General features: G+C 74.0%; 4 protein-coding genes and 1 pseudogene. 2 read left to right on the forward strand and 3 right to left on the reverse strand.

Translation table 11 applies throughout. The features are described 5' to 3' along the window. Together E9529_RS21130 and E9529_RS21135 are read left to right on the forward strand one after the other, a co-directional pair. Window positions 1-222, forward strand: a pseudogene (locus tag E9529_RS21130) (hypothetical protein); the annotation flags it as partial. A gap of 119 nt (window positions 223-341) precedes the next feature. Further along, window positions 342-1,244, forward strand: coding sequence for an HAD family phosphatase (locus E9529_RS21135; RefSeq protein ID WP_236833232.1), 903 nt, complete (start codon window positions 342-344; stop codon window positions 1,242-1,244). 119 nt (window positions 1,245-1,363) lie between these two features. Here the strand turns inward: E9529_RS21135 and E9529_RS21140 are convergent, their stop codons facing one another. The 3 genes from E9529_RS21140 to E9529_RS21150 are packed head-to-tail and all read right to left on the reverse strand — an operon-like array spanning window position 1,364 to window position 3,483. After that, a complete protein-coding gene (locus E9529_RS21140) occupies window positions 1,364-2,275 on the reverse strand; it encodes a lysophospholipid acyltransferase family protein (protein WP_236833233.1) in 912 nt (303 codons plus the stop codon). Continuing rightward, on the reverse strand, window positions 2,268-3,374 hold the full coding sequence (locus E9529_RS21145) for an NAD-dependent epimerase/dehydratase family protein (RefSeq protein WP_236833234.1): 1,107 nt from the start codon (window positions 3,372-3,374) through the stop codon (window positions 2,268-2,270). Before E9529_RS21145 ends, E9529_RS21140 begins: the two co-directional genes overlap by 8 nt. A 10-nt stretch (window positions 3,375-3,384) precedes the next feature. Beyond that, on the reverse strand, window positions 3,385-3,483 hold the full coding sequence (locus tag E9529_RS21150; RefSeq protein ID WP_012854759.1) for a 30S ribosomal protein bS22: 99 nt from the start codon (window positions 3,481-3,483) through the stop codon (window positions 3,385-3,387). Window positions 3,484-3,553: the final 70 nt, after the last annotated feature.

Below are 3,553 nucleotides of genomic sequence, written 5' to 3' on the forward strand. Positions count from 1 at the left end.
CCCCCGCCCGGCGAACCGCAGGCCCCCGGGCCGGACGTGGCCACGAGTCCCCCGACGCCCACACCGCGCGACCTCCCCCGGCCGCCGGTGCCCGACCTGCCGCTGCCGGAGCGCCCCGTCACCGGGACGGGCCCCAGCACGCCCCCGCCGGTGGTCACCGTCCCGCTGCCCGGCCCGCTGGGGATCTGCCTGCCCCCGCTGCTCACCGTCGGCCAGTGCTGACCGGGAACTGACCGGCGCCAGCGCCCCGGCTAGGTACAGCTAGGGTCGCAGGAGCGGTACCGGGGCCCGCCGGGCCCGGTGCCGGGACCGTCGAGCCGGATCGAGTGAGGGAGGTCGCCGTGCCGCGACTGTCGGTGCGCGGTCGCCGCGCCACCCAGCCCGCCGGGGAGACCCGCGCCCACGTCGCCGGCGCCGCCTCCGCCGCGGCCGCCGAGGTCGCCAGCCCGCCGGCCGTCGAGCCCGACCTCACCGCCGCGGCGTTCTTCGACGTGGACAACACGATGATGATGGGCGCCTCGCTGTTCTGGTTCGCCCGCGGGCTGGCGGCCCGGAAGTACTTCTCCAGCCGCGACCTCACCCGGTTCGTCTGGCAGCAGGCGAAGTTCCGCATCGCCGGCAACGAGAGCGCCGAGGACATGCTGACCATCCGCGAGAACGCCCTGGCCTTCGTCGCCGGCCGCGAGGTCTCCGAGATCCAGCAGGCCGGTGAGGAGATCTACGACGAGCTGATGGCCGACCGCATCTGGTCGGGCACCCGCGCGCTGGCCCAGCAGCACCTCGACGCCGGCCAGCGCGTGTGGCTGGTCACGGCGACGCCGGTGGAGCTGGCGTCGATCATCGCCCAGCGGCTGGGCCTCACCGGGGCACTGGGCACCGTCTCGGAGATCGTCGACGGGCGGTACACCGGCCGCCTGGTCGGGGAGCTCATGCACGGGCCGGCCAAGGCGGAGGCCGTGCTGGCGCTGGCCGATCGGGAGGGGCTGGACCTGTCCCGCTGCACCGCCTACAGCGACTCGGCCAACGACCTGCCGATGCTCTCCCTGGCCGGCACCGCCGTCGCCGTGAACCCGGACACCGAGCTGCGCGCGGCGGCACGGGCCCGGGGCTGGACGATCCGCGACTTCCGCACCGGCCGGAAGGCGGCGAAGATCGGCGTCCCCACGGTGGCCGCGGCCGCGCTCTCCGGCGGGCTCGTCGGCGGCACCATCGCCCTGCGCCGCCGCAACAAGCTCCCCTGGTAGGAGGACCCTCGTCCCCCCACGCCTCGCACGCTCGGCGCGGGCCCTGACGAGGGCCGTTCCAGCACCTCACCCCAGGGCACGCCTCGCACGCTCGGCGCGGGCCCCTGACGAGGGTCCTTTCAGCTGAAGACGCCCTTGCGCTGGAGCAGGAGCTGGTACAGCGAGTGCTGGATGGTCTCGCGCACCTGGTCGGTCAGGTTGAACACCAGCATCGGGTCCTCCGCGGCGGCGGGGCCGTAGGACGCCGTCTCGATCGGCGCGCCGAAGGCGATCAGCCACTTCGAGGGCAGGGGCACCAGGCCCAGCGGGCCCAGCAGCGGGAACGTCGGCGTGACCGGGAAGTAGGGCAGGCCGAGGAGCCGGGCGAGGGTACGGGCGTTGCCGATCATCGGGTAGATCTCCTCGGCGCCCACGATGGCGCACGGGATGATCGGCGCACCGGTGCGCAGCGCCGCGGAGACGAACCCGCCCCGGCCGAACCGCTGCAGCGTGTAGCGCTCGCGGAACGGCTTGCCGATGCCCTTGAACCCCTCCGGGAAGACCCCCACCAGCTCCCCGCCGGTGAGCAGCCGCTCGGCGTCCTCGTTGCACGCCAGCGTGGCGCCGAACTTGCGCGCCAGCGCACCGACGACCGGCAGCTCGAAGACCAGGTCGGCGCCGAGCAACCGGAACCGGCGGCCGGCCGGGTGCTCGTCGTGCAGCGCCACGGTGGTCATGAGCGCGTCGACGGGAACCGTGCCGGAGTGGTTGGCCACCACGAGGGCACCGCTGTCTGCGGGAACGTTCTCCAGGCCGAAGGTCTCCACCCGGAACCAGGAGCGGAACAGCGGGCGCAACGCCGGCAGCAGCAGGTGGTCGGCGAGGTCGGGGTCGAGGCCGAACTCGTCGGTCTCGTACCCGCCGGTCAGCCGGCGCTGCAGGAACTCGACCCCGCCGGCGAGCTGCTCCTCCCACCCCGGTGGCGACGGCGGCGCGCTCACGCGGGGCTCGTCGTCCTCGGGGCGCAGCCGGATCACCCGGGCCTCAGGCATCGCGCACCGCCCGCAGTCCCGGGGCCGGCGGCGCGGGCCGGAGCCGGTGCTCCACGGCCGACGCGGTGTCGCCGATGCGCCCGAGCAGCGAGCGCAGCCCGCCCCCGGCCGCCCGGACCACGGCCGGGTCCAGGACCGGCGGCACCGTGCGCGCGTAGTCGTCCAGCGCGGCGGCGGTGGTGAACCGCGGGGTGTAGCCGAAGTCGCGGTGCAGCACCGTGGTGTCCACGACGCGGCCGAAGTTGAGGAAGCGCATCTGCTCCGGGGAGTAGTCGACGAAGCCGAACCGGCGCGACAGCCGGCCGACCGAGCCCAGGGCGGGCGTGGGGACCGGGACCTCGATCCGGCCGAGCCTGCGGATGGCCTGCGAGAGCAGGAGGGTGCCCTCGCCGCCCACGTTGACGGTGCCCGCGAAGTCGCCGGTGGTGGCGCGGGTCAGCACGGCGAGCGCGTCGTCCTCGTGCAGGAGCTGGACCCGGGCGTCGTATCCCAGGGCCGTCGGGACCAGCGGCATCCGGAGGAAGCCGGTCAGCAGCGAGTCGATGCGGGGGCCGATGAAGTTGGTGAACCGCAGCACGGCCACGTCGACGTCGGGACGGCGGCGACCGAACGAGCGCACGTAGCCCTCGATGTCGACGCTGTCCCGGGCGAAGCCGCCGGCGGGCACCTGGCGCGCCTGCATGGCCTCGGTGAACACCGCCGGGTCGCGCGACGAGGCGCCGTAGACGGCGCTGGTCGACTTCAGGACGAACCGGCGGACCGACGACGCGCGCTGGCAGGCCGCCAGCAGCTGCATCGTCCCGATGACGTTGAGCTCCTTCATCGGCACCCGCCCGCCCGAGCCGGCGGGCGTGGAGCTGATGTTCATGTGCACCACGGTGTCGACCGACGCCGCGGCGATGACCTTGCCGATCAGCGGGTTGCGGATGTCGGCACGGACGAACTCGGTGCGACCCAGCCGGCGCAGCACGGCCGGCGACGGGGGGACGGTGTCCACCCCGATGACCCGCTCGATGCGCGGGTCGGAGGCGAGCTCGGCCGCCAGCGCGCCACCCAGCCACCGGCTCACACCGGTGACGAGGACGACCGCAGGCGGCACGAGCCTCAGCTCACTTCTTGTTGCGGCGCTGGACGCGCGTCTTCTTCAGCAGCTTGCGGTGCTTCTTCTTCGCCATCCGCTTGCGCCGCTTCTTGATGACCGAACCCACGTGTGCTCTCCCGACTTCGAAAATGATCAGCTCGAACGCGGCCGCAGGAGCCTGCCCTGCCGTCGCCCGG

This window comes from Blastococcus sp. KM273128, from assembly GCF_021698975.1.
Lineage (GTDB): Bacteria > Actinomycetota > Actinomycetes > Mycobacteriales > Geodermatophilaceae > Blastococcus.